The 24,381-nt window shown below is 72.0% G+C and carries 22 protein-coding genes; 8 read left to right on the top strand and 14 right to left on the bottom strand.

Going from position 1 to position 24,381, the window contains the following annotated elements:
* Positions 1 to 57: 57 nt before the first annotated feature.
* On the bottom strand, positions 58 to 1,218 hold the full coding sequence (locus tag ACZ3HQ_RS17985; RefSeq protein WP_030814394.1) for an acyl-CoA dehydrogenase family protein: 1,161 nt from the start codon (positions 1,216 to 1,218) through the stop codon (positions 58 to 60).
* 192 nt (positions 1,219 to 1,410) lie between these two features.
* On the opposite strand from ACZ3HQ_RS17985, the gene ACZ3HQ_RS17980 reads away from it, so the two are divergent.
* Positions 1,411 to 2,754 (top strand): UDP-glucose dehydrogenase family protein, encoded by a 1,344-nt coding sequence (locus ACZ3HQ_RS17980; protein WP_467511945.1) that lies wholly within the window; start codon positions 1,411 to 1,413, stop codon positions 2,752 to 2,754.
* A 113-nt stretch (positions 2,755 to 2,867) separates the two neighbouring features.
* Here ACZ3HQ_RS17980 and ACZ3HQ_RS17975 read toward each other — a convergent pair whose 3' ends face one another.
* Positions 2,868 to 3,374 (bottom strand): CGNR zinc finger domain-containing protein, encoded by a 507-nt coding sequence (locus ACZ3HQ_RS17975; protein ID WP_467511943.1) that lies wholly within the window; start codon positions 3,372 to 3,374, stop codon positions 2,868 to 2,870.
* Positions 3,375 to 3,466: 92 nt separating this feature from the next.
* On the opposite strand from ACZ3HQ_RS17975, the gene ACZ3HQ_RS17970 reads away from it, so the two are divergent.
* Positions 3,467 to 3,826: a VOC family protein gene (locus ACZ3HQ_RS17970; RefSeq protein ID WP_467511941.1), complete on the top strand. Its 360-nt coding sequence runs from the start codon at positions 3,467 to 3,469 to the stop codon at positions 3,824 to 3,826.
* Positions 3,827 to 3,839: 13 nt separating this feature from the next.
* On the opposite strand, the gene ACZ3HQ_RS17965 is transcribed toward ACZ3HQ_RS17970, so the two are convergent.
* Complete coding sequence (locus tag ACZ3HQ_RS17965; RefSeq protein WP_467511939.1) at positions 3,840 to 4,199, bottom strand: MerR family transcriptional regulator; 360 nt, start codon at positions 4,197 to 4,199, stop codon at positions 3,840 to 3,842.
* Between the two features lie 55 nt (positions 4,200 to 4,254).
* Between ACZ3HQ_RS17965 and ACZ3HQ_RS17960 the strand changes: the two genes are divergently transcribed.
* Positions 4,255 to 5,331 carry an alkene reductase gene (locus ACZ3HQ_RS17960; RefSeq protein WP_467511937.1) on the top strand — a complete coding sequence of 359 codons (1,077 nt, stop codon included), beginning with the start codon at positions 4,255 to 4,257 and terminating at the stop codon, positions 5,329 to 5,331.
* Here ACZ3HQ_RS17960 and ACZ3HQ_RS17955 read toward each other — a convergent pair.
* The 3 genes from ACZ3HQ_RS17955 to ACZ3HQ_RS17945 are packed head-to-tail and all read right to left on the bottom strand — an operon-like array spanning position 5,328 to position 8,169.
* Positions 5,328 to 6,506 carry a dipeptidase gene (locus ACZ3HQ_RS17955; RefSeq protein ID WP_467512037.1) on the bottom strand — a complete coding sequence of 393 codons (1,179 nt, stop codon included), beginning with the start codon at positions 6,504 to 6,506 and terminating at the stop codon, positions 5,328 to 5,330. The two genes, ACZ3HQ_RS17960 and ACZ3HQ_RS17955, sit on opposite strands and share 4 nt — an antisense overlap.
* Positions 6,507 to 6,511: 5 nt before the next feature.
* A complete protein-coding gene (purE, locus tag ACZ3HQ_RS17950; protein WP_467511935.1) occupies positions 6,512 to 7,033 on the bottom strand; it encodes a 5-(carboxyamino)imidazole ribonucleotide mutase in 522 nt (173 codons plus the stop codon).
* On the bottom strand, positions 7,030 to 8,169 hold the full coding sequence (locus ACZ3HQ_RS17945; protein ID WP_467511933.1) for a 5-(carboxyamino)imidazole ribonucleotide synthase: 1,140 nt from the start codon (positions 8,167 to 8,169) through the stop codon (positions 7,030 to 7,032). The genes purE and ACZ3HQ_RS17945 overlap by 4 nt, the downstream gene beginning before the upstream one ends.
* A gap of 195 nt (positions 8,170 to 8,364) precedes the next feature.
* Between ACZ3HQ_RS17945 and ACZ3HQ_RS17940 the strand changes: the two genes are divergently transcribed.
* Positions 8,365 to 8,850 carry a GtrA family protein gene (locus ACZ3HQ_RS17940; RefSeq protein ID WP_350903954.1) on the top strand — a complete coding sequence of 162 codons (486 nt, stop codon included), beginning with the start codon at positions 8,365 to 8,367 and terminating at the stop codon, positions 8,848 to 8,850.
* Here the strand turns inward: ACZ3HQ_RS17940 and ACZ3HQ_RS17935 are convergent.
* Both ACZ3HQ_RS17935 and ACZ3HQ_RS17930 read right to left on the bottom strand, forming a co-directional pair.
* Entirely contained in the window at positions 8,847 to 10,118 is a 1,272-nt protein-coding gene (locus ACZ3HQ_RS17935; RefSeq protein WP_467511930.1) for an ATP-binding protein, read from the bottom strand. The two genes, ACZ3HQ_RS17940 and ACZ3HQ_RS17935, sit on opposite strands and share 4 nt — an antisense overlap.
* A gap of 142 nt (positions 10,119 to 10,260) precedes the next feature.
* A complete protein-coding gene (locus ACZ3HQ_RS17930) occupies positions 10,261 to 10,938 on the bottom strand; it encodes a response regulator transcription factor (protein ID WP_135787585.1) in 678 nt (225 codons plus the stop codon).
* Between the two features lie 495 nt (positions 10,939 to 11,433).
* Between ACZ3HQ_RS17930 and ACZ3HQ_RS17925 the strand changes: the two genes are divergently transcribed.
* Complete coding sequence (locus ACZ3HQ_RS17925; RefSeq protein WP_467511928.1) at positions 11,434 to 12,972, top strand: peptide MFS transporter; 1,539 nt, start codon at positions 11,434 to 11,436, stop codon at positions 12,970 to 12,972.
* A gap of 102 nt (positions 12,973 to 13,074) precedes the next feature.
* Here the strand turns inward: ACZ3HQ_RS17925 and ACZ3HQ_RS17920 are convergent, their stop codons facing one another.
* Positions 13,075 to 13,635, bottom strand: a complete 561-nt coding sequence (locus tag ACZ3HQ_RS17920; protein WP_467511926.1) for an ATP-binding protein — start codon at positions 13,633 to 13,635, stop codon at positions 13,075 to 13,077.
* A 289-nt stretch (positions 13,636 to 13,924) separates the two neighbouring features.
* On the bottom strand, positions 13,925 to 14,302 hold the full coding sequence (locus tag ACZ3HQ_RS17915) for an STAS domain-containing protein (protein WP_031184324.1): 378 nt from the start codon (positions 14,300 to 14,302) through the stop codon (positions 13,925 to 13,927).
* Between the two features lie 245 nt (positions 14,303 to 14,547).
* Between ACZ3HQ_RS17915 and ACZ3HQ_RS17910 the strand changes: the two genes are divergently transcribed.
* Together ACZ3HQ_RS17910 and ACZ3HQ_RS17905 are read left to right on the top strand one after the other, a co-directional pair.
* Positions 14,548 to 15,444 (top strand): RNA polymerase sigma factor SigF, encoded by an 897-nt coding sequence (locus tag ACZ3HQ_RS17910; protein ID WP_467511924.1) that lies wholly within the window; start codon positions 14,548 to 14,550, stop codon positions 15,442 to 15,444.
* Between the two features lie 203 nt (positions 15,445 to 15,647).
* Positions 15,648 to 17,186 carry a ricin-type beta-trefoil lectin domain protein gene (locus tag ACZ3HQ_RS17905; protein ID WP_467511922.1) on the top strand — a complete coding sequence of 513 codons (1,539 nt, stop codon included), beginning with the start codon at positions 15,648 to 15,650 and terminating at the stop codon, positions 17,184 to 17,186.
* A gap of 34 nt (positions 17,187 to 17,220) precedes the next feature.
* Here ACZ3HQ_RS17905 and hutI read toward each other — a convergent pair whose 3' ends face one another.
* From hutI to hutU, 4 genes are read right to left on the bottom strand one after another with little or no spacing between them, the layout of a single operon-like run.
* Positions 17,221 to 18,396: an imidazolonepropionase gene (hutI, locus tag ACZ3HQ_RS17900; protein ID WP_467511920.1), complete on the bottom strand. Its 1,176-nt coding sequence runs from the start codon at positions 18,394 to 18,396 to the stop codon at positions 17,221 to 17,223.
* Positions 18,397 to 18,443: 47 nt separating this feature from the next.
* On the bottom strand, positions 18,444 to 19,781 hold the full coding sequence (locus ACZ3HQ_RS17895) for a formimidoylglutamate deiminase (protein ID WP_467511918.1): 1,338 nt from the start codon (positions 19,779 to 19,781) through the stop codon (positions 18,444 to 18,446).
* A complete protein-coding gene (locus ACZ3HQ_RS17890) occupies positions 19,778 to 20,980 on the bottom strand; it encodes an allantoate amidohydrolase (RefSeq protein WP_467512035.1) in 1,203 nt (400 codons plus the stop codon). The genes ACZ3HQ_RS17895 and ACZ3HQ_RS17890 overlap by 4 nt, the downstream gene beginning before the upstream one ends.
* A 17-nt stretch (positions 20,981 to 20,997) precedes the next feature.
* Positions 20,998 to 22,662 carry a urocanate hydratase gene (gene hutU, locus ACZ3HQ_RS17885; protein ID WP_467511916.1) on the bottom strand — a complete coding sequence of 555 codons (1,665 nt, stop codon included), beginning with the start codon at positions 22,660 to 22,662 and terminating at the stop codon, positions 20,998 to 21,000.
* A gap of 147 nt (positions 22,663 to 22,809) precedes the next feature.
* On the opposite strand from hutU, the gene ACZ3HQ_RS17880 reads away from it, so the two are divergent.
* Complete coding sequence (locus ACZ3HQ_RS17880; protein ID WP_467511914.1) at positions 22,810 to 24,210, top strand: type III PLP-dependent enzyme domain-containing protein; 1,401 nt, start codon at positions 22,810 to 22,812, stop codon at positions 24,208 to 24,210.
* The last annotated feature ends 171 nt before the right edge of the window (positions 24,211 to 24,381 follow it).

Below are 24,381 nucleotides of genomic sequence, written 5' to 3'. Positions count from 1 at the left end.
TACGTGCAGAAGGCGCCTCCCGGCACGAGCGGGGAGGCGCCTTCGGCGTACCGGCTGCTACTTCGGCAGGTTCCTGGCCATCACGATGCGCTGGACCTGGTTGGTGCCCTCGTAGATCTGGGTGATCTTGGCGTCGCGCATCATGCGCTCGACCGGGTAGTCGCGGGTGTAGCCGTAGCCGCCGAGGAGCTGGACGGCGTCGGTGGTGACCTCCATCGCCACGTCCGAGGCGAAGCACTTGGCGGCGGCGCCCTGGAAGGTGAGGTCGGCGTCGACGCGCTCGGAGGCGGCCGCGGCCTGGTAGGTCAGGGCGCGGGCGGCGGCGATCTTCATCGCCATGTCGGCCAGCATGAACTGGATGCCCTGGAAGTCCGCGATCGGCTTGCCGAACTGCTTGCGCTCCTGGACGTAGCCCTTGGCGTAGTCGAGGGCGCCCTGGGCGACACCGAGGGCCTGGGCGGCGATGGTGATACGGGTGTGGTCCAGCGTCTTCATCGCGGTGGCGAAGCCCGTGCCCTCCTCGCCGATCATGCGGTCGGCGGGGATGCGGACGTTGTCGAAGTAGACCTCGCGGGTCGGCGAGCCCTTGATGCCGAGCTTCTTCTCCGGGGCGCCGAAGGAGACACCCTCGTCCGACTTCTCCACCACGAAGGCGGAGATGCCCTTGGAGCGCTTGGTGGGGTCGGTCACGGCCATCACCGTGTAGTACTCGGAGACGCCCGCGTTGGTGATCCAGCGCTTGACGCCGTTGAGCACCCAGAAGTCACCGTCGCGCACGGCCTTGGTCTTCATGCCGGCCGCGTCCGAGCCCGCCTCCGGCTCGGAGAGGCAGTACGAGAACATGCCGTCGCCCTTGGCCAGCGGGCCCAGGTACTTCTTCTTCAGCTCGGTGGAGCCGGAGAGGATCACCGGGAGGGAGCCGAGCTTGTTCACGGCCGGGATCAGCGAGGACGACACGCAGGCGCGGGCCACCTCCTCGATCACGATGACGGTGGCGAGCGCGTCGGCGCCGGCGCCGCCGAACTCCTCGGGGACGTGGACCGCGTGCAGGTCGTTCGCGACCAGCGCGTCCAGCGCCTCCTGCGGGAAGCGGGCCTCCTCGTCCACCGCGGCGGCGAACGGCGCGATCTTCGCCTCGACCAGCGAGCGGACGGCGTCCCGGAGCATGTCGTGCTCCTCGGACGGGCGGTACAGGTCGAAGTCAGCCGATCCGGCCACGGTCTCTCACGCTCCAAAGACGCTGTGATACTGACGCTAATTACCGTTAAGTAACTGAAAGTTTAGAGCGCCGCCCCCGGCCCGCATAGGTGAGCTTGGCGACAGCGGCGGGATTTCCCCCGGACGAGACACCCCGTGGGGCACGACTATGCTCGGGGGCCGCATCATCGACGTACCCCGGCTGGAGCACCCATGAGCCTCAAGATCACCGTGATCGGCACCGGCTATCTCGGCGCCACGCACGCCGCGGCCATGGCCGAGCTCGGCTTCGAGGTGCTGGGGCTCGACGTGGTCCCCGAGAAGATCGCGATGCTGGAGCGGGGCGAGACCCCGATGTACGAGCCCGGTCTGGACGAGCTGCTGCGCGCGCATGTCGCGGGCATCGAGGGCTCGACCGGCCGGCTCCGCTTCACCACCGACTTCGCCGAGGTCGCGGAGTTCGGCGACGTCCACTTCGTCTGCGTGAACACCCCGCAGAAGCACGGCGAGTACGCGTGCGACATGAGCTACGTGGACTCCGCGATCGCCTCCCTCGCCCCGCATCTGCGCCGCCCGGCGCTGGTGGTGGGCAAGTCGACGGTGCCGGTGGGCTCGGCCGACCGGCTCGCCGCCTACCTCGCCGAGCACGCTCCCGCCGGGGCCGGCGCCGAGCTGGCCTGGAACCCCGAGTTCCTGCGCGAGGGCTTCGCCGTCCAGGACACCCTGCACCCGGACCGGATCGTGGTCGGCGTGCGCGGGGAGCGGGCGGAGAAGCTGCTGCGCGAGGTGTACGCGACCCCGCTGGGCGAGGGCACGCCGTTCGTGGTGACCGACTTCCCGACCGCCGAGCTGGTGAAGACGGCCGCGAACTCCTTCCTGGCCACCAAGATCTCCTTCATCAACGCGATGGCCGAGGTGTGCGAGGCCGCCGACGGCGACGTGGTGAAGCTGGCCGAGGCCATCGGGCACGACGACCGGATCGGGAAGAAGTTCCTGCGCGCCGGGATCGGCTTCGGCGGCGGCTGCCTGCCCAAGGACATCCGCGCCTTCATGGCCCGCGCCGGTGAGCTGGGTGCCGACCAGGCGCTCACCTTCCTCCGCGAGATCGACTCCATCAACATGCGCCGGCGCGGCGAGATGGTGGAGATGGCACGGGAGGCGCTCGGCGGGGGCTCGTTCCTCGGCAAGCGGGTCGCGGTGCTCGGGGCCACCTTCAAGCCCGACTCCGACGACGTCCGGGACTCCCCCGCGCTGAACGTGGCCGGCCAGATACACCTCCAGGGCGGCCAGGTCACCGTGTACGACCCGAAGGGCATGGACAACGCCCGCAGGCTGTTCCCGACGCTGGGCTACGCGGAGTCGGCGCGGGAGGCGGTACAGGGCGCGGACGTGGTGCTGCACCTGACCGAGTGGCGGGAGTTCCGCGAGCTGGACCCGGAGGAGCTGGGCGAGGTCGCGGCGTCGCGGGTCGTGCTGGACGGGCGGAACGCGCTGGACCCCGTGCCGTGGCGCAAGGCGGGCTGGACGTTCCGGGCGATGGGCCGCCCGACCGCGTAGACCCACCCTCTTCGTGTACGACGCCGGTTCGGCCGAGGCTCAGTCGGCCGAACCGGCGTCTGTGCGCATTGTGCACCACCGGGGCGGGCGGCGGCCGGACAACCCCCCGGCTCTTACCTGTCCTTGGCACGGTAGCGGCGCATCTTCGCGCGCGCCCCGCACACCTGCATCGAGCACCAGCGGCTCCGGCCCGCGGGGCTGCGGTCGTAGTACGCCCAGTGGCAGGTCGGCGCCTCGCACGCCTTGAGCCGCTGCCAGGTGCCCTCGACCAGTGCCCCGGCGACGGCGGCGGCGACGCGGGAGAGCAGCGGGCCGGTGTCGGCGGGGGCGAGGGCGGCGGAGCCGTCGGTGTCGTCCACCGTGACCAACAGCGGTGCGTGGGCGAGGAGTTCGCCGAGCGGGGTGACCGGTGCGTGCGGGGGGTGCCCGGCGTGCGCGAGGAGCGCGGCGCGCAGCGACTCCCGCAGTGCGCGGGCGGTGGCCAGCTCGCCGTCCCCGATCCCGAGCCCCGCGCGGCCCTCCTCGGTGTCGAGCGCGTCGCGGCCGCTCTCGAGGTCCAGGGTGTTCACCAGGGACTCCACCAGGACGAGGCTGCCCGGTGCGGCCGATCTCTCACTCATGCTTGCGACGTTACCCCTCATGCGGGACCATGGGGTAACCGTTACCGGTAACCGAGCTTTACGAGTAACGGCTCGACTCCGAGGAGGAAGTCATGGCTCTCGCCGAACTGGGCGCGGTCGTCCTGGACTGTCCCGACCCGCGGGCACTGGCCGGTTTCTACGCCGAGATCCTGGGCGGCACCGTGGAGGGGGACGCCGACTGGGTGGACCTGCGCACCCCCACCGGCCAGACCGTCGCCTTCCAGCGCGCCCCGGGCCACGTCCCCCCGGCCTGGCCCTCCCCCGACGCCTCCCAGCAGTTCCACCTCGACCTCACGGTCCCCGACCTGGACGAGGCGGAGAAACAGATCCTCACCCTGGGCGCCAAGCCCCTGGACACCGAAGCCCCCACCCGCACCTGGCGCGTCTACGCCGACCCGGCGGGCCACCCCTTCTGCCTCTGCGCCTGCTGAAGCCCCCGGAGGGTCACTCGCCCCCCGCCGCCTCGATGACCTCGTCCAGCGTGTCCCTGGCGCGGTGGAGGTCGGCGATGAGGCGGTCCATGCGGGCGCGTTCCTCGGTGAGGTCGGCCAGGAGGCGGGGCGTGGCCCGGGCCGAGGGGCCGCCGTCCTGGTCGCGCATACAGGGGAGGAGGTGGCGGATGCGGTCGCTGTGCAGGCCGGCCGCGTACAGCTCCTGGATGCGGACCACGCGGTCGACGGCGGCCTCCGGGAACTCCCGGTGCCCGCCGGCCGTGCGCTCGGCCGCCAGCAGGCCCCGGCTCTCGTAATAGCGCAGCGACCGCTCGCTCACGCCGGTGCGCCGGGCCAGTTCACCGATCCGCATCAACGCCTCCCCAGGGCTTGAACCTGACACCGGTGTCAGGTTCTACGGTACGGCCATGACGGACTTCCTGGCCCCGGCCCGGCTCGGCCGACTCGCCCTGCCCCACCACCTGTTGATGGCTCCGCTCACCCGCAACCGCGCGGAGCCGGACGGCACCCCGACCCCGCTCATGGCTGACTACTATGCCCAGCGCGCCTCCGCCGGGCTCATCATCGGCGAGGCCGCCACCCCGAACGCGGCCGGCCAGACGTACCCGGACATCGCCGCGCTGCACACCGACCGGCACACCGACGGCTGGCGCAAGGTCACCGAGGCGGTGCGGGCGGCCGGCGGACGCATGTTCCTCCAGCTCCAGCACGGCGGCCGGGTCAGTCACCCGGCGACGACGGGGCTGACCCCCGTGGCGCCCTCGGCCGTGGCTCTGCCGGAGACGATCTTCACGCGGCAGGGGCATCTGCCCGCCCCCGTGCCGCGCGCGATGACGGCCGACGACATCCGCGCCACCGTGGCCGACTTCGCCTCGGCCGCCCGGCGGGCGATCGACGCCGGATTCGAGGGTGTGGAGGTGCACTCGGCCAACGGGCACCTGCTGCACCAGTTCCTCGCCGAGAACACCAACCGCCGCACCGACGCCTACGGCGGCCCGGCCGAACACCGGGTGCGCTTCACCGTGGAGGTGACCGAGGCGGTGGCGGACGCGATCGGCGCCGAGCGGACGGGCGTACGGATCTCGCCGGGCGGCACGGTGAACGGCATCGAGGAGGACGACACCGCCGTCCTGTACCGGGCGCTCGCGCACCGCCTGCGCGGCCTGGGCCTCGCCTATCTGCACGTGGTGCGTGCCGACCCCGGCGACGAGCTGTACCGACGGCTGCGCGCCGACTGGCCCGGCGCCCTGATCGGCAACCCGGTGCTGACCGACCTCACCACCGAGGCGGTGGCCCGCGCGGCACGGGAGATGCTGGCAGCCGGCGCGGACCTGGTCGCCCTGGGCCGCCCCTACATCGCCAACCCGGATCTGGTGGCCCGGCTGCGGCAGGGCGCGCCTCTCAACCCGCTCCGCGAGCGGTACCTGATGTACGTGGGCGGGGCGGACGGCTACACCGACTACCCCGCCCTCGCCGACCGCTAGCCGTCCAGCGACTCGATGGTCGCGTGCGACGCCGGGCGGGTGGCGCGCTCCTCGCGGGCGACGTCCTCCGCCGCGCCCAGGACCCGGACCGCGTTCTGCCAGGTCAGCTTGGCGAGGTCCGGCTTGGACCAGCCGCGCTCCAGCAGCTCCGCGATCAGGTTCGGGTAGCCGGATACGTCGTTCAGGCCGTCCGGGGTGAACGCGGTGCCGTCGTAGTCGCCGCCGATGCCGAGGTGGTCGATCCCGGCGACCTCGCGCATGTGGTCGAGGTGGTCCGCGACCGTGGACACGGTGGCGACCGGGCGCGGGTGGCGCTCCTCGAACTCCCGGTGGACCTTCATGCCCTCCTCGGTGGTGTCGAGGTGGTGCAGCCCGTGCGCGCGCATGTTGTCGTCGGCGGCGGCCGTCCAGTCCACGGCGGCCTGGAGGACGAACTTCGGTACGAAGGTCACCATCGCCATGCCGCCGTTGGCGGGCAGCCGCTCCAGCACGTCGTCCGGGATGTTGCGCGGGTGGTCGCAGACGGCACGCGAGGAGGAGTGCGAGAAGATCACCGGCGCCGAGCTGGCGTCCAGCGCGTCCCGCATCGTCGTCGCCGCGACGTGGGAGAGGTCGACCAGCATGCCGAGCCGGTTCATCTCGCGGACGACCTCACGGCCGAACGCGGTCAGACCTCCGGCCTTCGGCTCGTCGGTCGCGGAGTCCGCCCAGTCCACGTTGTCGTTGTGGGTGAGCGTCATGTACCGCACGCCCAGCGCGTACAACCCGCGCAGCGTGCCGAGGGAGTTGGCGATGGAGTGCCCGCCCTCGGCCCCCATCAGCGAGGCGATCCGCCCGGAGGCACGGGCCGCCTCCATGTCGGCCGCCGTCAGCGCGGGCGCCAGCTCGGCCGGGTACCGCTCGATCAGCCGCGTCACACAGTCGATCTGCTCCAGGGTGGCCGGTACCGCGTCGGGCAGGTCGGAACGCACGTACACGGACCAGTACTGCGCCCCCACGCCGCCCTCGCGCAGCCGCGGCAGGTCGGTGTGCAGGTGCGCGCCTTGGTCCCCGGCGATGTCCCGCGCGCCCAGGTCGTAGGCGACCTGCTCGCGCAGCGCCCACGGCAGGTCGTTGTGCCCGTCGACGACGGGGAACTCCTTCAGCAGCGCGCGGGCCTCGTCCAGCGAAGTCACCCGCGTCACTTCCCGAATCCGAAGCCGGCCGCGCCCTCGACCTTGGCACGCAGGCGCTTGCCCTTCTCGGTGGCCTGGTCGTTGAGGTCCTGCTGGAACTCGCGCATCCGCTGGAGCAGGTCCTCGTCGTGCGCGGCGAGCATGCGGGCGGCCAGGAGGCCGGCGTTGCGGGCGCCGCCGACGGAGACGGTGGCCACGGGCACACCCGCCGGCATCTGGACGATGGAGAGCAGCGAGTCCATGCCGTCGAGGTACTTCAGCGGCACCGGCACGCCGATGACCGGCAGCGGCGTCACCGAGGCGAGCATGCCGGGCAGGTGGGCCGCCCCGCCCGCGCCCGCGATGATGGCCTTCAGCCCCCGGTCGGCGGCGTGCTCCCCGTACGCGACCATCTCACGCGGCATCCGGTGCGCGGAGACGACGTCGACCTCATAGGGGATCTCGAACTCGTCGAGGGCCTTGGCGGCGGCCTCCATGACGGGCCAGTCGGAGTCCGACCCCATGACGATGCCAACAACGGGGCTCATTCGGTGATCGTGCCTCTCAGGTAGCCGGCTGCGTGACGGGCGCGCTCCAGCACGTCGTCCAGGTCGTCGCCGTAGGTGTTGACGTGCCCCACCTTGCGGCCGGGTTTGACGTCCTTGCCATACATGTGGATCTTGAGCTGCGGGTCCCGGGCCATGCAGTGCAGGTACGCGGAGTACATGTTCGGGTAGTCCCCGCCGAGCACGTTGACCATGACCGTCCAGGGCGCGCGCGGGCGCGGGTCGCCGAGGGGGAGGTCGAGGACCGCGCGGACGTGGTTGGCGAACTGCGAGGTGATCGCGCCGTCCATCGACCAGTGGCCGGAATTGTGCGGCCGCATCGCCAGCTCGTTGACGAGGACCCGGCCGTCGCGGGTCTCGAACAGCTCGACCGCGAGGTGCCCGACGACACCCAGCTCCTTGGCGATGTTCAGCGCCATCTCCTCGGCCCGCAGCGCGAGGGACTCGTCCAGCTCCGGCGCGGGCGCGATCACGGTGTCGCAGACCCCGGCGACCTGCCGGGACTCCACCACCGGGTAGGCGACGGCCTGGCCGTGCGGGGAGCGGACGACGTTGGCCGCCAGCTCGCGGACGTAGTCGACCTTCTCCTCGGCCAGCACCGGCACGCCCGCCCGGAAGGGCTCGGCGGCCTCGGCCTCGGAGTCGACCACCCACACCCCCTTGCCGTCGTAGCCGCCGCGCACCGTCTTCAGGACGACGGGGAAACCCTCGCCCTCGGCGGCGAACGCGGCCACGTCGGCCGGATCGCGCACGATGCGGTGGCGCGGGCACGGCACGCCGATCTCCGTGAGCTTCGCGCGCATCACGCCCTTGTCCTGGGCGTGCACGAGCGCGTCGGGCCCCGGCCGGACGGGGATGCCGTCCGCCTCCAGGGCCTTGAGGTGCTCGGTCGGCACGTGCTCGTGATCGAAGGTGATCACGTCACAGCCGCGCGCGAACTCACGCAGCGTGTCGAGGTCGCGGTAGTCGCCGATGACGACTTCGCTCACGACCTGCGCCGCGGAATCCTGGGGAGTGTCACTGAGGAGCTTGAACCTGATGCCCAACGGGATGCCCGCCTCGTGCGTCATACGCGCGAGCTGCCCCCCGCCGACCATGCCGACTACCGGGAACGTCACCCCCCTAGCGTATCGGCCACGGCGGCCGGTACGGACGGCCGCCGTCCGGGAGGGCCGGCGCGCATCTCTTACCCGGCCCTTGCCCGCCTCTTGCCGACCCGTTTCCGCGCCGGGGCCCGGCGCGCGGGCATGGGAGGGATCGCGTGGATAGCATGGCGAGGCCGAGAAGAACCTATGGACGGGAGCTGCACAGCCATGGAACGTCGTTCCTCGGGGCTGCAACGGCTCGCCCGTGAGGTGGCCAAGTTCGGTGCGGTCGGAGGAGCCGGGGTCCTGGTCAACCTCGGTGTGTTCAACCTGGTCCGGCACGTGTCCGAGCTGCCCGTGGTCCGGGCCAGCATCATCGCCACCATCGTGGCCATCGTCTTCAACTACCTGGGCTTCCGGTACTGGACCTACCGGGACCGCGACCGGGGCGGCCGCCCGCGCGAGCTGATGCTGTTCCTGGTGTTCAGCGTGATCGGCCTGGTCATCGAGAACGGGGTGCTCTACCTCGCCACCTACGGGTTCGGCTGGGACACCCCGCTGCAGAGCAACATCTTCAAGTTCGTCGGCATCGGCGTCGCCACGCTGTTCCGCTTCTGGTCGTACCGCACCTGGGTGTTCCGCGCGCTGCCCGGCGAGGGCGGCAAGGAGCCGGTGGCCCGGCACGAGCCGGACAGCTCCGAGCGGGTCCGCTAGCGGACCGTGGGCTCCTCCCCCTTCTCCTTCTGCGTGGGAGCGGTGCGGGACAGGAACAGGCCGAAGACCGGCGGATGCGTCTGGAGCAGCTCCAGGCGCCCGCCGTCGGCCTCGGCGAGGTCGCGGGCGACGGCGAGGCCGATGCCGGTGGAGTTGCGGCCGCTGATGGTCCGCTCGAAGATCCGCGCGCCGAGGTCGGCGGGGACGCCGGGGCCTTCGTCGGTGACCTCGATCACGGCCTGGTTGCCGGTGACGCGGGTGCGCAGGGCGACCGTGCCGCCGCCGTGCATCAGCGAGTTCTCGATCAGCGCGGCCAGCACCTGGGCGACCGCGCCGGGCGTGCCGACCGCCGTCAGGTGCCGCTTGCCGGAGCTGACGATGGCCCGGCCCGCGCTGCGGTAGGCGGGACGCCACTCGGCGAGCTGCTGCTGGATGACCTCGTCGAGGTCGAAGGTGACGGCGGAGCCGGTACGGGGGTCGCGCGAGTTGGTCAGCAGCCGCTCCACCACGTCGGTCAGCCGCTCCACCTGCGCCAGCGCGATGGTGGCCTCGTCCTTCACCGTCTCCGGGTCGTCGGTGAGGGTGATCTCCTCCAGCCGCATGGACAGCGCGGTCAGCGGCGTACGGAGCTGGTGGGAGGCGTCGGCGGCGAGGCGCCGTTCGGCGGTCAGCATGCGGCCGATACGCTCGGCGGAGGAGTCCAGCACATCGGCGACCCGGTCCAGCTCGGGGACGCCGTACCGCTTGTGCCGGGGGCGGGGGTCGCCGGAGCCGAGGCGTTCGGCGGTCTCGGCGAGGTCGGTGAGCGGGGAGGCGAGCCGGTTGGCCTGGCGTACGGCGAGCAGGACGGCGGCGATCACGGCGAGCAGGGCGACCAGGCCGATGATCAGCAGGGTGCGGCCGACCTCGCGGGTCACGGCGGAGCGGGGCTCCTGCACGGTGACGGTCTCGCCCTCCTCGCCGTGCTGCGTGGAGTGGATGACATCGCCCTCGGGCTTGCTGCCGATCTCGATCGGGGCCCGGCCGGGCATCCTGATCACCGCGTACTGGGTCTTGCTGACCGGGTTGCGCAGCACGTCGGCGTTGACGTTCTCGGCGGCGAGGATGCGGCTGTCCACGATGCTGGCCAGCCGGACCGCCTCGGACTCCACCCGCTCCTGGGCACTGTTGCTGATCGTCCGGGTCTCCACGATCACCAGCGAGACCCCGAACACGGCGATCACCACGAGCACCACGGCCAGCGTGGACTGAATCAGACGACGACGCACGGGGTCCCTCCGGGAAGACTAAGGACCACCAGTCTCCCCCGGCCCGCATCAGCACCCCGAAGGGGCGCGGGGAACTGCGCGAAAGGCCACGACGCGGGGTCGGCCGCCGAAGCCCCGGCAGCCCCCGCCCGGCATGCGAATCTCAGCTCTTCTCGAACCGGAAACCCACACCGCGCACCGTGGCGATGTACCGGGGATTGGCCGCGTCATCGCCCAGCTTCTTCCGCAGCCACGAGATGTGCATGTCGAGGGTCTTGGTGGAGGACCACCACGTGGTGTCCCACACCTCCCGCATGAGCTGGTCCCTCGTGACCACGCGGCCGGCGTCCCGCACCAGCACCCGCAGCAGGTCGAACTCCTTGGCCGTGAGCTGGAGTTCCTCCTCGCCCATCCAGGCCCGGTGCGACTCGACGTCGATCCGCACCCCGTGGGTGGCCGGCGGCTGCTGGGGCTCGGCCGAGCCGCGCCGCAGCAGGGCCCGGACGCGGGCCAGCAGCTCGGCGAGGCGGAAGGGCTTGGTGACGTAGTCGTCGGCGCCCGCGTCGAGCCCGACGACGGTGTCCACCTCGTCGGCGCGCGCGGTCAGGATGAGGATCGGCACGGCGTGGCCGTCGGCACGCAGCCGGCGAGCGACCTCCAGGCCGTCCATGCCGGGCAGTCCCAGGTCCAGCACGACGAGATCGACCCCGCCCTGGAGTCCGGCGTCGAGCGCGCTGGGGCCGTCCTCGCGCACCTCGACCTCGTAACCTTCCCGGCGCAGGGCGCGGGCCAGCGGCTCCGAGATGGACGCGTCGTCCTCGGCGAGCAGTACACGGGTCATGAGCTGATGGTAGACCGCCCGCGCGTGAGGCCGGTGTGCGGTCGGCAGCACTGCTCTTACCTTTGTACCCTGCTGGTACAAACCAGTGACGGTGCGATGCGATCGTGGAAGACACCTTGGAAACAGGTCGCCCGGTTCCCCTGATTCCTGTGATCCGTGTCTCAAGTCCTTCCATATCCGGCAGTGTCCTGCCGTATGGTGACCTGAACGCCTGTAGCACACCGGGGGCCTTTTGGCGGGCACATGACGCCGAGGGTCTCCTTTTCTGTGCGGGCTGACTCCGCTCAGCCTTGAAAGGAATGACCTCTGGCCGGGCTCCGTACGCAGTGACGCGTCGGAGCGTGGATCCCGGTGGTCGCCGTCCTCCGCCTTCGATGTCTTCGATGCGGGAACCCCCAGGGCGTGGGGGTGGACGCCCGACCCTGCCGGTGCCGGCCGCACCCCCCACCGGGCGCGCAGCGCTCCATCGCGCGTCCCGACCAGCAAGGAACGACCATGGCGTCCAGCCTGACGAAGGACTCGGCCCGCCCGGAGACCCCGGGTACCGAGAAGACCTTCTTCGGCCACCCCCGCGGCTTGGCCACTCTCTTCATGACCGAGATGTGGGAGCGGTTCTCCTACTACGGCATGAAGGCCCTGCTCACCGTCTATCTGCTGTCCGGCGGCCCCGGTGCCGGCAAGGGCAGCATGGGCGGCGGCCTGGCGATGGACGTGGCCACCACCACGGTGATCGTCTCCGTCTACTCGGCGATGGTGTATCTGCTCGCCATGCCCGGCGGCTGGCTCGGCGACCGGGTCTGGGGCCCGCGCAAGACGGTGGCCATCGCGGCCATCACGATCATGTGCGGCCACCTCGTGCTGGCGCTCCCCGGCGGCCAGGCCCCGTTCTTCGCCGGTCTCGCGCTGGTCGCGGCCGGTTCGGGTCTGCTCAAGGCCAACATCTCCACGATGGTCGGCCACCTGTACGACGGCCCGGACGACCCGCGCCGTGACGGTGGCTTCACGATCTTCTACATGGGCATCAACATGGGCGCGTTCTTCGCTCCCCTGGTGATCGGCACCGTCGGCCAGGAGGTCAACTGGCACCTCGGCTTCGGCCTGGCCGCGGTCGGCATGGCCATCGGTCTCGCGTCGTTCCTGCTGGGCACCCGTCACCTGAACCCGGTCAGCAACGTCGTCCCGAAGCCGCTGAGCACCGAGGAGCGCACCACCTGGCTGCGCAAGGGCCTCGCCTGGCTGCTGGGCGCGGTGGTGTTCTACGCCATCGTCGGCGGCACCGGTCACTTCACCATGAACTGGGCGATGATCCCGCTGACGATCATCGGTCTGGTCATCCCCGCGGGCGTGCTGCTGCGCATCAAGCGCGACAAGGAGCTCTCGTCCCTCGAGCAGTCCAAGATGACCGGCTACATCTGGTTCTTCGTCGCGGCCGCCGTGTTCTGGATGATCTACGACCAGGGCGCCTCCACGGTGCAGGCGTTCGGCGAGGGCAAGGCCGCGAACGCGATGTTCGGCTTCGACTTCCCGTCCTCCTGGTACCAGTCCGTGAACGCGCTGTTCATCATGGCGCTGGCCCCGGTGTTCGCCTTCGTGTGGGTGTGGCTGAACCGCAGGGGCAAGGAGCCCAGCACCATCGTGAAGTTCTCGATGGGTCTGGTCCTGATCGGTGTCTCGTTCTTCTTCTTCCTGATCCCGCTCGGCATGGCGGCGAACGGCACCTCGGTGAGCCCGATGTGGCTGGTCGGCATCTACTTCATCCAGACCGTCGGCGAGCTGTGCCTGTCGCCGGTGGGCCTGTCGGTGACGACGAAGATGGCCCCCGCCAAGTACGCCAGCCAGATGATGGGCGTGTGGTTCCTCGCCGTCACGGCCGGCGACTCCATCACCAGCCTGCTGTCCAACCCGGCCATCGCCGGAGTGGACCTCGGTGGCACGGGCGCCGTCTTCGGCGAGGCCCTGCTCGCGGCCCTCGCCGGATTCGCGGTGTGGATGTACCGCCGCAAGGTCAAGTCGCTCATGGGCGACGTGCGCTGAGGCACGCAGGACACGACGGCGAAGGCCGCCGCACCCTCGGGGGTGCGGCGGCCTTCGTCATGCCGGAGTGATCTTGGCGCGGGCCGTAGGGCGCGCCGTCGCTCAGGCCGGGGCGGCCAGTTCGGCCCAGACTGTTTTGCCGGACTCGTCGGGGGTGCGTACGACGCCCCAGTCGAGGCTGAGGCGCTGGACGATGAACATGCCGTGGCCGCCGGGGCGGCCGGCCTGGTGCGGGGTGCGGGGGGCGGGCTGGCCGGCGCCGCGGTCGGTGACCTCGAGACGGATCACCTTGCGGTCGCAGGACAGGAGCAGCTCGTCCGGACCGTCGGCGTGCAGGCAGGCGTTGGTGACCAGCTCCGAGACGACGAGGAGCACGTCCTCGGCGGCGGCCCGCTGCTCGGCGCCCGAGGCGGGCAGCCAGCCCCACTCGTACAGCGCCTGGCGGGTGAAGTCACGGGCGAGCGGGACCACCCCGCTCTCTCCGTCCAGCCTGAGCCTGCGGACCTGCCGTCCCCTGGCCTCCGGCGCGACCTCCGAGGGCGCGACGGGCAGGGCGGCACTCAGGGCCGCCCCGGACGCCGCCGCGTCTCCTTCGGGCATGCCGGAAGCGCCGCTCGGCTCCGGGCCACCGTCGCCCGGCGAGTAGGGCCGGGTGGTGCTCATCAGCGCTTCACCTCACCGATTGACCAGTACACGATTCAAAAGTCCGACTCCGTTCGGTCCCGGACGGCCGGTTCACCGTCCGCCCGGTGTCCGCGTGCTGCCTCCGTCACCTTCGGCGTCCGCCCCTCGCCTCATACGTCGCGCCGGACCCCTTCCCCGGTTCCCGGAGCGGGTTCGGCGGCGGGGCTGCCGAAAGGTTTCAGATGTCTCCTGCCCGACTGATCCCCCGGAACACCCCCTCATTCACCGACGCTCGCGAGCGACGGCCCAAGGGGGCGTACGGGAGGAGTCAGCCGGTCTCGCCCGCGAGGGCGGCTTCCACGGAGTCGTGGACGGTGAAGACCGCCTCGGCTCCCGTGATCTCGAACACGCGCGCGACCACGGGCAGCATGCCCGCGAGGTGCACGCCACCACCGGCGGCGTCCGCCTTGAGGCGGGCCCCCAGCAGCACGTTCAGTCCTGTCGAGTCGCAGAACTCCAACCGCGAGCAGTCCACGACAAGTCGTGAGAAGCCCTTCTCCAGGAGGTCGTCGAGCGGCTCGCGCAGTAGATCGGCGGTGTGGTGATCGAGTTCACCCGCCGGCGTCACTACGGCGCTGGAACCCTCTTCCCGCACCTCCACCAGAAGCCGGCCCGACTGTGCGCTGCCGACCGTCCCGTGGTCCATGCCGTCTCTCTCCCGAGGTCTTGGCTGCTGATGCCCTCGAACATTACGCCTTCCAGCCACACTTCGACACCCGAACAACCCCCCAGAAACGGGCATATCGCCACAAATGACACTTGCGACCAGCTCGCCGAAGCAGGTAGGGCTAGTACGACACACATCCCTACACGCCGGCTTCGGAGGCGCCGCACACCGCAGTGCACGTATCGGCTTCGGCAGCCATATGCCGAGAACGATGGAGGACACCCATGTCAGCCCGGCTCGACGGATCGCCTACCCACAAAGCGACGTCGACACCCCCACCGGAAATGCTGGACCACACCATCGACCCTCTCGACCCCCTGGCGGGGCTCCCCGAGATCCCGCCTTTCGACGAGGTCGGACCGGTGGACGCGCGAGCCCTGTCCAAGACGCTCTTCGAGCGCCTGGAGTCGCTGGAGGAGGGCACGTACGAATACTCGTACGTCCGCAACACCCTCGTCGAACTGAACCTGGCGCTGGTCAAGTTCGCCGCCTCGCGGTTCCGTTCCCGCAGCGAGCCGATGGAGGACATCGTCCAGGTCGGCACGGTCGGCCTGATCAAGGCGATCGACCGCTTCGAGATGTCGCGCGGGGTCGAGTTCCCGACCTTCGCCATGCCGACCATCATCGGCGAGATCAAGCGCTTCTTCCGTGACACCTCGTGGTCCGTGCGCGTCCCGCGCCGCCTCCAGGAGCTGCGGCTCGACCTGGCCAAGGCCGGGGACGAGCTGGCCCAGCGGCTGGACCGCGCCCCCACTGTCGCGGAACTGGCCGAGCGCCTCGGGCTCTCCCACGAGGAGGTCGTCGAGGGCATGGCCGCCTCGAACGCCTACACCGCCTCCTCGCTGGACGCGCAGCCCGCCGACGACGACACCGAGGGCGCGCTCGCCGACCGCATCGGGTACGAGGACCACGGGCTCGAAGGCATCGAGTACGTCGAGTCGTTGAAGCCCCTCATCGCCGAACTGGCGCCCCGCGACCGGAAGATCCTCTCCCTGCGCTTCGTGGCGGGCCTGACCCAGTCCGAGATCGGCGAGGAGCTGGGCATCTCCCAGATGCACGTCTCCCGGCTGCTGTCCCGGACGTTGACGCGGCTGCGCAAGGGACTGACGCTGGACGAGTGACGGCGGGCGCCGCCGGAGGCGGCAACTTTCCCCGCGCGTGAGGCGGCCCGGCAGACAGTGCCGGGCCGCCTCTCCGTGTCACCGGCGCCCCAACCGTTATGGGTTACCTGGAGTAACCCCTTTCCCGGACCGCATCCCTCCAGCACCATGGGCCACCCGAACTGGCTGGTATGTCAGAACCCCCACGGGGACGGAGGGCGCGCATGGCTCAGGGCGACGAGGCCGGCCCGGACGACGACGTCCGGGAGGTGCCGGACGCGCGGCTCACCGAACTGCTGCGCGGGCGGACCCCGACGGCGTATCCGGCGCTGCAGGAGCTGCGCCGCCGCCACCAGCCGGCGGTCCTCGCTTATGCCCGCCTGTGCACCACCGGCGAGTCCACTGCCCGCCGGCTGGCGTCGGAGGCCCTCACCGCGGCTGCCCGTGACACCGCGCGCGGCATCGAGCCGATCGTGCCGCTGCGCCACCACCTGCTGCTCCTGACGGGTCGTACCGCGGCGTCCTGGGCCCGCGACGACCGGGCGGCCGGTCTGGACCCCGGCCTGCTGCTGGTGCTCAACTCCGCCGGCGTGCCCGACGGTCCGGTCCCGCCCCTGCTCCCGGCGTTCCAGTCGCTCCCGTCCCGCGACCAGGGCCTGGTCTGGTACGGCGTCCTGGAGGAGGAACCCCAGGAGCGGACCGCCGCCTACCTGGGTCTCGGCCCCGCCGATGTCGCCCACGGCGTCCCGCAAGCCGTGCAGGCGCTGGCCCAGGCATGCCTGCGCCACCGGCTGGCCGCGTCCGACGACCCGCGCTGCGCCGACTTCCGCCGGCTGATCGAGGAGGCGGTGCGGCCGGACGGCCCCCGCCGCAGCGTCGACCTGGACACGCACAAGGCCAGATGTGCCTGCTGCACGGCCGCGTTCGAGGACCTGAGCGCCCTGCGGGACACTCCGCGGCAGACCCTCGCGGAGGGGCTGCTCCCCTGGGGCGGCACGGCATACGCCCATCTGTGCGGTCCTGCCGCGGCCCCGGCGCCCGAGGGGTCCGCCCCGCGCCGGAACCGGCCGCGGCGGCGCCGCCGTCTCGCGGCCTCGGTGGCCGTGGGCATCGCCCTCGCCTCGCTCGTGGTGTTCCTGCTCGTACGTCAGGACGACTCCCCCGGACAGCCGGTGGCGGCCCCCGCACCCCCGCGGGTGACGGTCACGGCGACGTTCTCCCCCTCGCCCGCCGCCTCCCCCACTCCGACCCGCTCGGCCGGTTCACCGGCCCCGACCAGGACTTCGCACCGGCCGGCGCCCCGGCCGACCCACCATGAGCCCAGCGCCTCCCCCACGCCCCCGCCCCCGCCCGCGCCGCCGGGCGCCGCGCCCGCCCAGGTGGTGAATCTGGCCGCCGGCACGTGCCTGGACGTACGCGCGGGCGACTTCGACAAGGGGACCGACGTCGTCACCGCCCCCTGCACCTCCTCGCCCACCCAGCGCTGGAGCGTCGACAGCGGTCTGGGAGTCGTCCGCTCCGCCGCCGACTCCGACTTCTGCCTGGACAGCCGGGGTGACGTCGACCGGGGCGTGGGCATCTGGCTCTGCGACTCGGTCCACGGCGACAACGGCGACAACCTCCGCTTCACGGTCGACCCGGACGGCACCATCCGGCCCCAGATCGCCATCGAGACGGCCGTGGCACCCGACGGCGGTGGCGGGGTGGAACTGCGGCCGCTGAACGGCGGCCGCGACCAGCGATGGCGGGCGGGGGCCCGCTGACGCGGACGGGGTCCGTGCCAAGGGCACCGGCCGGTCAGACCACCCGGACGCCGCGCCGCCACACCCCTTCGACCAGGGGCACGCCGGGGCGGTAGGCGAGGTGGACATGGCTCGGGGCGTCCAGCAGCACCAGGTCGGCCCGGCTGCCGGAGGTGAGGCGGCCCACGTCGGTCCGGCGCAGCGCGGCCGCTCCGCCCGCCGTGGCGGCCCACACGGCCTCGTCCGGGGTCATCCCCATGTCCCGCACCGCCAGCGCCACGCAGAACGGCACGGACGAGGTGTACGACGAGCCGGGGTTGCAGTCCGTGGACAGCGCCACCGTGGCCCCCGCGTCCAGCAGACGGCGTGCGTCCGGCCACTCCGCCCGGGTGGAGAACTCGGCGCCGGGCAGCAGCGTGGCGACCGTGCCGCTGTTGGCCAGCGCGTCCACGTCGGCGTCCGTGAGGTGGGTGCAGTGGTCGGCGCTGGCCGCGTCCAGCTCCACGGCCAACTGGACGCCGGGTCCGTAGGAGAGCTGGTTGGCGTGAACGCGCGGATGCAGGCCCTTGGCGCGGCCGGCGGTGAGGACGGCGCGCGCCTGGTCGCCGTCGAAGGCGCCCTTCTCGCAGAACACGTCGATCCAACGGGCGTGCGGCGCGCAGGCGTCCAGCATCTCCCCGGTCACCAGGGCGACGTACGCGGCCGGGTCCTCGGCGAGTTCGGGGGCGACGATGTGGGCGCCGAGGTAGGTCACCTCGTCGGTGTGGGCGGCCGCGATGCGCAGGGCGCGGGACTCGTCCTCGACGGTGAGACCGTAGCCGGACTTGGTCTCCATCGTGGTGGTGCCCTGGCGGAGCGCCTCGGCCAGGTGGCGGACGAGCCCCGCCTCCAGCTCCGCGTCGGAGGCGGCGCGGGTGGCGGCGACCGTGGTGCGGATGCCGCCGGCGCTGTAGGCACGGCCGGACATGCGGGCGTTGAACTCGGCGGTGCGGTCCCCGGCGAAGACCAGGTGCGAGTGGGAGTCCACGAAGCCCGGCAGAACCGCCTTCCCACCGGCGTCGAGGCGATTGTCAGTGGCGGGTGCTTTGCTTGACTCACCGGCCCACACGACGCGTTCGCCGTCGATGACCAGGGCCGCGTCCTGGATGAGTCCGAGAGGGGAATTGTCACCGAGGGAGGGGTCGTTGGTGACCAGCGTGGCGATGTTGGTGATGGCGGTGCTGCTGCTCATGGTGTGCTCGGTGTCCTCGGGGGTGCCGGTAGGGGGTCCGGTGGGGGTCAGTCGCGCAGGGCGCCGATCGCGTCCGCGAGGGCGGACGGCACGTCGGGCACAAGCGTGTGCGCCCCGTCCCGTACGACCTGGCGGCCGCCCACGACCGTGTGCCGGACGTCCGCCGCGCTCGCCGCGAATACGGCCGTCTCGGCGCCGAGCCGGGGCGGCGGCCCGGCCGTCCTGACGGAGTCGAGGGCGATGGTCGTGAAGTCGGCCAGGCGTCCCGGCTCGATGGCGCCCGCCTCCTGCCAGCCGAGCGCGGCGTGGCCGTCCTCGGTGGCCGCGCGGAGCAGTGCGGCCGCGGTCCAGTGACCCCGCGTACGGGTGCGCAGCCGTTCGTCCAGCTCCATCGCGCGCGCCTCTTCGAGCAGGTCGATGACGGCGTGGCTGTCGGAGCCGAGGGAGAGCGGGGAGCCCGCGCTCTGGAGGGCGACGGCGGGTCCGATGCCGTCGGCCAGGTCGCGCTCGGTGGTGGGGCACATGCAGGTGCCGGTGCCCGAGCCGCCGAGCAGGGCGATGTCCTCGCCGGTCAGGTGGGTGCTGTGCACGCCGGTGGTGCGCGGTCCGAGCACGCCGTGGTCGGCGAGCAGCCGGGCCGGGGTGACACCGTGCGCGGCGAGGCAGGCGTCGTTCTCGGCGGTCTGCTCGGAGAGGTGGACGTGCAACGGGGCCCGCCGCTCCCCGGCCCAGCCCGCGACGGTCGCCAACTGGGCGGCGGGGACGGCCCGTACGGAGTGGACGGCCGCGCCGATCCGCGCGTGATCCTGTTCCTTGAGAACTGAACAGCGTTCGGCCCAGGCGTCGGCGGTGCCGTCGGAGAAGCGGAGCTGATGGTGGTTGGGGGGCTCGCCGAAGCCCGCCGAGAGGTAGGCGGTGTCCAGCAGGGTGATGCGGATGCCGGCCTCGGCGGCGGCCGCGATCAGGGCTTCGCCCATGGCGTTGGGGTCGGCGTAGGGCGTGCCGCCGGGGGCGTGGTGGAGGTAGTGGAACTCCCCGACGCAGGTGATCCCGGCCAGGGCCATCTCGGCGTACACCGCGCGGGCGAGGGCGTGGTAGGTCTCCGGGGTCAGCCGGTGGGCGACGGAGTACATCGTCTCGCGCCAGGTCCAGAAGGTCCCGGAGCCGACCTGGACCGTGCCGCGCAGGGCCCGGTGGAAGGCGTGGCTGTGCGCGTTGGCGAGGCCGGGCAGGGTGAGACCGCGCAGGATCTCGGCGCCGGGCGGCGGGGCGGGCGGGCCGGTGCGGACGGCGGTGACGCGGCCGTCCGCGACCTCGACGAGCACCCCCGGCTCGACGTTCGTGCCGAGCCAGGCGTGCTCCAACCAGTAGGTTCCCTGGGTCACCTGCGGGTCAGTCCTTCCAGTACGTCGGCGAGGGCGCGCACCCCGGCCACGCAGTCGTCCTCGGTCGCGGACTCGGCCGGGGAGTGCGAGACACCGGTGGGGTTGCGCACGAACAGCATGGCGGTCGGGACGGTCCCGGAGAGAATCCCGGCGTCGTGCCCGGCACCGGTGCCCAGCACGGGCACCGTCAACCCGGCCTCCCGGCCCAGCAGGCGGCCGAGTTCGTCGCGCAGGGCGTGGTCGAACTCCACCACCGGGGTGTAGGACTCCCGGACCACGTCGAGATCGATGCCGTGGGCGTCCGCGTACTCCCGCGCGGCCCGGGTGATGCCGTCGAGGACCGTGTCCAGCGCCTCCTGGCCGGGGGCGCGGGAGTCGAGCCAGCCCCGCACCAGGGAGGGGATGGCGTTGACCCCGTTGGGTGCCACGGAGATCTTGCCGAACGTGGCCACAGCACCGGCGAGTTCGGCCTCCCGGCGGGCGGCGAGCACGGTCTCCGCGTACGCCGGCATCGGGTCGCGCCGGTCCGCGAGCCGGGTGGTGCCCGCGTGGTTGGCCTCGCCCCGGAAGTCGAACCGCCAGCGCCCGTGCGGCCAGATGGAGCTGGCGATGCCGACCTGGTCGCCGGACAGGTCCAGCGCCCGGCCCTGTTCGACATGCAGCTCGACGAACGCGCCGATCCGGGCGAGGCGTTCGGGGTCGGCGCCGATGGCGTCGGGGTCGTAGCCGGCGGCGGCCATCGCCTTGGGCAGGGTGATCCCGTCCCCGTCGGTCAGCAGATGCGCCTGCTCGACGGTGAGCTGCCCGGCGGCCAGCCGCGACCCCACACAGGCCAGCCCGAACCGGGCGCCCTCTTCGTCCCCGAAGTTGACGATGCCGAGGGGCCGGTCGAACTCGACTCCCCGGCTGCGGAGTTCATCGAGTGCCGCGAAGGCGGAGACGACTCCCAGGGGCCCGTCGAAGGCCCCACCATCGGGTACGGAGTCCAGGTGCGACCCGGTGACGACGGCATCCCCTTCGGCGGGGTCTCCCAGCCAGGCCCACTGATTGCCGTTCCGGTCGACCTCATGGCTGAGCCCGCGAGCCTCGGCCTGCTCCTTGAACCAGGCCCGGCATTCGGCATCGGCAGGAGTCCAGGCGTAACGCCGGTAGCCCCCGGAGTCCGAGTGCCGCCCGACGGGCAGCAACTCGGCCCACATCTCCTGGAAAGAGGAGGTCACTCCCCCTCACCCTCACGCATGGGCACCCGGACATCCCGCTCCTCGGCAACCGACTCCGCGATGTCGTACCCGGCGTCCACATGCCGGATGACGCCCATACCGGGGTCATTGGTCAGCACCCGACGGATCTTCTCCCCCGCCAGCGCGGTCCCGTCCGCCACACTGACCTGCCCCGCGTGGATGGACCGGCCCATCCCCACACCGCCGCCATGGTGAATGGAGACCCAGGAGGCCCCGGAAGCCACATTGACCATGGCGTTCAGCAGCGGCCAGTCGGCGATCGCGTCGGACCCGTCCAGCATCGCCTCGGTCTCCCGGTAGGGAGAGGCGACGGACCCACAGTCGAGGTGGTCCCGCCCGATGGCCAGCGGAGCGGCGAGCTCGCCGCTCGCCACCATGTCGTTGAACCGCTCGCCCGCCTTGTCCCGCTCCCCGTATCCGAGCCAGCAGATCCGGGCCGGAAGCCCCTGGAAGTGCACCCGCTCGCCGGCCATCTTGATCCAGCGGGCGAGGGACTCGTTCTCCGGGAACAGCTCCAGCAGGGCACGGTCGGTCTTGGCGATGTCGGCCGGGTCGCCGGAGAGCGCGGCCCAGCGGAAGGGGCCCTTGCCCTCGCAGAAGAGGGGCCGGATGTAGGCGGGGACGAAGCCGGGGAAGGCGAACGCGCGGTCGTAGCCCGCGAGCTGGGCCTCGCCGCGGATGGAGTTGCCGTAGTCGAAGACCTCGGCACCCGCGTCCATGAAGCCGACCATCGCCTCCACGTGCCGGGCCATGGACTCGCGGGCGCGGGTGGTGAACCCGGCCGGGTCCTTCGCGGCGGCGTCGGCCATGTCCTCGAAGTCGACGCCGACCGGGAGGTAGGCCAGCGGGTCGTGCGCGGAGGTCTGGTCGGTGACGATGTCGATGGGGGCGCCCATGGCGAGGAGCTGCGGGACCAGTTCGGCCGCGTTGCCGAGGACGCCGATGGAGAGCGGGCGGCGGGCGTCGCGGGCCTCGGTGGCGAGCTGGAGGGCGTGCTCCAGGCTGTCGGCCTTCACATCGAGGTACCTGTGCTCGATGCGGCGTTCGATGGCGCGCGGGTCGACGTCGATGCAGATGGCCACGCCGTCGTTCATGGTGACGGCGAGCGGCTGGGCGCCGCCCATGCCGCCGAGTCCGGCGGTCAGGGTGATGGTGCCGGCCAGGGTGCCGCCGAACTTCTTCGCGGCGACGGCGGCGAAGGTCTCGTAGGTGCCCTGGAGGATGCCCTGGGTGCCGATGTAGATCCAGGAACCGGCGGTCATCTGGCCGTACATGGTGAGGCCGAGGGCCTCCAGGCGGCGGAACTCCTCCCAGTTGGCCCAGTCGCCGACCAGGTTGGAGTTGGCGATGAGGACGCGCGGCGCCCACTCGTGGGTCTGCATGACGCCGACCGGGCGGCCGGACTGGACGAGCATCGTCTCGTCCTGCTTGAGCGTCTTCAGCGTGCGGACCATGGCGTCGAAGGAGCGCCAGTCGCGGGCGGCCTTGCCGGTGCCGCCGTAGACGACGAGCTTGTCGGGGTGCTCGGCGACCTCGGGGTCGAGGTTGTTCTGGAGCATCCGGAGGGCGGCTTCCTGCTGCCAGCCCAGGGTGCTCAGTTCCGTGCCGCGCGGTGCTCGTACGGGGCGGGGTCCCGACATCGTGTGCTCCTCCTGTTGCTGTCTCTATTCACATAGTCCAGTCGTGAATAGAGCTAGTCAATAGGTACCGGGTGCCATCGCCCGCGCGCCGGGAATGTTTGGCTGGAACCAGCGAACGGGGGCGAGCGAGAGGAACGAGGGCACACCGTGGCACAGGAGACCGTGGAGCACGACGGCACCGAGGCGCGGGAGCGGGAGGCCGCCGCGCGTGTCGCCCGGCGGGACGCCGCCGTGCGGGGCGCGGTGACCGGCGCCCTGCTCGGCCCGGACGCGCCGCTGGTCGCCCTGCTGGACGTCGCCGGAATCCAGGAGTCGGCTGCCGCCCTGCGCGCGGCCTTCGACGCGGTCGTGGCGCCGGGCACCCCGGTGCTGCACGCCTTCGCGGTGAAGGCGGCCCCCCTGGTACCCGTGCTGAACCTGCTGCACGCGGCCGGTCTGGGCGCCGAGGCGGCGAGCCCCGGCGAGTTGGCCCTGGCCCGCGCGGCCGGGGTCCCGGCCTCCCGGACCGTGCTCGACTCCCCCGCCAAGACACCGGGCGAGCTGCGCGAGGCGCTGGCGCTGGGGGTCGCCGTCAACGCGGACAACCCGCAGGAGCTGGCCCGTATCGACGCCCTGGTGGCGGCCGGGGCCACCCGGTCCCCGCTCGGCATCCGGGTGAACCCGCAGGTCGGCGGCGGGACGATCGGGGCGACCTCCACGGCGACGCCGACCTCGAAGTTCGGGGTGGCGCTGCTGGACGAGGGGGCCAGGGAGTGGGTGGTGCGGGCGTACCTGGAGCGGCCCTGGCTGACCCGGCTGCACGCGCACACCGGCTCGCAGGGCATCCCGCTGCCGCTGATGGCGCGGGGCGTGGCGGAGGCGTACGCGCTGGCGGAGGAGATCAACGAGCGGGCCGGGCGGCGCCAGATCGACACCCTGGACATCGGCGGCGGACTGCCGGTCGACTTCACGGCCGAGGCGACCGCGCCGACGTACGCGGAGTACGCCCGGCTGCTGGCCGCCGAGGTGCCGGGGCTGTTCGACGGGCGGTACGGGCTGGTGACCGAGTTCGGCCGGTCGCTGCTGGCCAAGCACGGCACGGTGCTGGCGCGGGTGGAGTACGCCAAGAGCGCGGGCGGCCGGCCGATCGCGGTGACGCACGCGGGCGTGCAGGTGGCCGCCCGGACGGTGTACGCCCCCGCGCAGTGGCCGCTGCGGATCGCTGCGTACGACGCCGAGGGGCGGCCCAAGTCCGGGCCGGCGGTGGTGCAGGACGTGGCGGGTCCCGCCTGCTTCTCCGGGGACCTGCTCGCCGAGGGACGCGCGCTGCCCGCGCTGGAGCAGGGCGACCTGGTGGCCGTGCTGGACACCGGCGCCTATTACTTCGCCCACCACTACTCGTACAACTCCCTTGCCCGGCCCGGCATTTACGGCTTCGTGCCGGACGGTGCCGGGGGCGTGGGGTTCGCGGTCGTGCGCGAGCCGCAGACGGTGGCTCAGATCCTGGCCGAGTCCGGAGGGGCGCACGCGGACGCGCTCACCACCCTGGGTACGCACGGGAGCCGTTGACGCGGGAAGTCCGCCCGGAGGACAAAGAGCGCACGGACAGCGCACGGACAGCACACGGACAAAGGGGCCGACTTCCGCGCAACGCAGGCCAATCGGCCCACACTAGTACGCCGGACGCACGTTCCAACGGAAAATGCCAAAGCCCTCACCCGCCACGCACACGTTGCGTAG

The sequence above is a fragment of the Streptomyces sp. NPDC018263 genome, assembly GCF_055562575.1.
Note: the sequence above shows the minus strand (reverse complement) of the source record. Positions and strands in the feature narration are given on the sequence as shown.

Coding starts and splice junctions, on each gene's coding strand:
- ACZ3HQ_RS17980 (WP_467511945.1), top strand. CDS start 1,411: ATGAGCCTCAAGATCACCGTGATCGGCACCGGCTATCTCGGCGCCACG.
- ACZ3HQ_RS17975 (WP_467511943.1), bottom strand. CDS start 3,374: ATGAGTGAGAGATCGGCCGCACCGGGCAGCCTCGTCCTGGTGGAGTCC.
- ACZ3HQ_RS17970 (WP_467511941.1), top strand. CDS start 3,467: ATGGCTCTCGCCGAACTGGGCGCGGTCGTCCTGGACTGTCCCGACCCG.
- ACZ3HQ_RS17965 (WP_467511939.1), bottom strand. CDS start 4,199: ATGCGGATCGGTGAACTGGCCCGGCGCACCGGCGTGAGCGAGCGGTCG.
- ACZ3HQ_RS17960 (WP_467511937.1), top strand. CDS start 4,255: ATGACGGACTTCCTGGCCCCGGCCCGGCTCGGCCGACTCGCCCTGCCC.
- purE (WP_467511935.1), bottom strand. CDS start 7,033: ATGAGCCCCGTTGTTGGCATCGTCATGGGGTCGGACTCCGACTGGCCC.
- ACZ3HQ_RS17940 (WP_350903954.1), top strand. CDS start 8,365: ATGGAACGTCGTTCCTCGGGGCTGCAACGGCTCGCCCGTGAGGTGGCC.
- ACZ3HQ_RS17930 (WP_135787585.1), bottom strand. CDS start 10,938: ATGACCCGTGTACTGCTCGCCGAGGACGACGCGTCCATCTCGGAGCCG.
- ACZ3HQ_RS17925 (WP_467511928.1), top strand. CDS start 11,434: ATGGCGTCCAGCCTGACGAAGGACTCGGCCCGCCCGGAGACCCCGGGT.
- ACZ3HQ_RS17920 (WP_467511926.1), bottom strand. CDS start 13,635: ATGAGCACCACCCGGCCCTACTCGCCGGGCGACGGTGGCCCGGAGCCG.
- ACZ3HQ_RS17915 (WP_031184324.1), bottom strand. CDS start 14,302: ATGGACCACGGGACGGTCGGCAGCGCACAGTCGGGCCGGCTTCTGGTG.
- ACZ3HQ_RS17910 (WP_467511924.1), top strand. CDS start 14,548: ATGTCAGCCCGGCTCGACGGATCGCCTACCCACAAAGCGACGTCGACA.
- ACZ3HQ_RS17905 (WP_467511922.1), top strand. CDS start 15,648: ATGGCTCAGGGCGACGAGGCCGGCCCGGACGACGACGTCCGGGAGGTG.
- hutI (WP_467511920.1), bottom strand. CDS start 18,396: ATGAGCAGCAGCACCGCCATCACCAACATCGCCACGCTGGTCACCAAC.
- ACZ3HQ_RS17890 (WP_467512035.1), bottom strand. CDS start 20,980: ATGTGGGCCGAGTTGCTGCCCGTCGGGCGGCACTCGGACTCCGGGGGC.
- hutU (WP_467511916.1), bottom strand. CDS start 22,662: ATGTCGGGACCCCGCCCCGTACGAGCACCGCGCGGCACGGAACTGAGC.